This window comes from Pseudomonas sp. C8002, from assembly GCF_013385765.1.
Taxonomy (GTDB): Bacteria; Pseudomonadota; Gammaproteobacteria; order Pseudomonadales; family Pseudomonadaceae; genus Aquipseudomonas.
The window spans coordinates 1-982 of record NZ_JACAPJ010000059.1 but is presented as its reverse complement, the minus strand read 5'-3'; the positions used below and the strand labels follow the sequence as shown (position 1 = coordinate 982).

Below are 982 nucleotides of genomic sequence, written 5' to 3'. Positions count from 1 at the left end.
CGAGATGATCGAGTCGCCGCCCAGCTCGAAGAAGTTATCGCTGACGCCAATCTGCGGCACCTTGAGCACGTCCTGCCAGATCGCGACGATGCGCTGTTCCAGCTCGTTATGGGGCGCGATATAGAGTTTGTGTTGCGGCTCAAGATCCGGTTGCGGCAAGGCCTTGCGGTCGAGTTTGCCGTTGGGGGTCAGCGGCAGTTGCTCAAGGAACAACCACTGGGTGGGCACCATGTAATCCGGCAAGTGTTCACGCAAGCTGGCTCGCAGGGCGTCCTGGGTCGTTGTGGCCTGCGACAGCACCACGTAGGCAACCAGTTGCTGGCCGTTCGCGCCGTCCAGGGCCAGCACCACCCCTTCACGCACACCTGGGTGGGCCAGCAGGCGACTTTCGATTTCTCCCAGCTCGATGCGCAGGCCACGAATCTTCACCTGGTGGTCGATGCGGCCAACGTATTCGATCACGCCGTCATTGCGGTAACGGGTCAGGTCGCCGGTGCGATACAGACGATCGCCGGTGGTCGAGAACGGGTTCGGCACAAACTTCTCGGCGGTCAGCCCCGGACGCAGTAGATAACCACGGGTGATGCCCTCACCGGCCAGGTAAAGCTCCGCCGCCACGCCGACCGGCACCGAGTGCAATTCAGCGTCGAGCAGGTAGCTGGCGGTGTTGGCCAACGGCCTGCCGATATTGGCCTGGCCACCGGCTTCGCGGCGGGTCCAGGTGGAGTAAGTGGTGTCTTCCGACGGGCCATACAGGTCGTAAACGTGCTGCACATGGGCATGCTCGTACAGCGCATCCACCAGCGACTGCTTCAGCGGTTCGCCCGCCAGATTGATGATGCGCACGCTTTGCGGGATTTGCCCGGCACGCTGCAAGGCTCCCATCGCCGAAGGCACGCTGTTGATCAGGCGCACCCGGTCTCGGGCCGCCAGCTCCGGCAGCTCCAGGGCATTGCGGGCACCGACGATAAAGCCGCCGCCG

At 63.6% G+C, this 982-nt stretch carries 1 protein-coding gene; it reads right to left on the bottom strand.

Features of this window, described 5'->3' with window-relative positions; translation table 11 throughout:
• On the bottom strand, positions 1 to 982 hold a 982-nt coding region (locus HX814_RS31290), incomplete at both ends, for an AMP-binding protein (protein ID WP_177015456.1).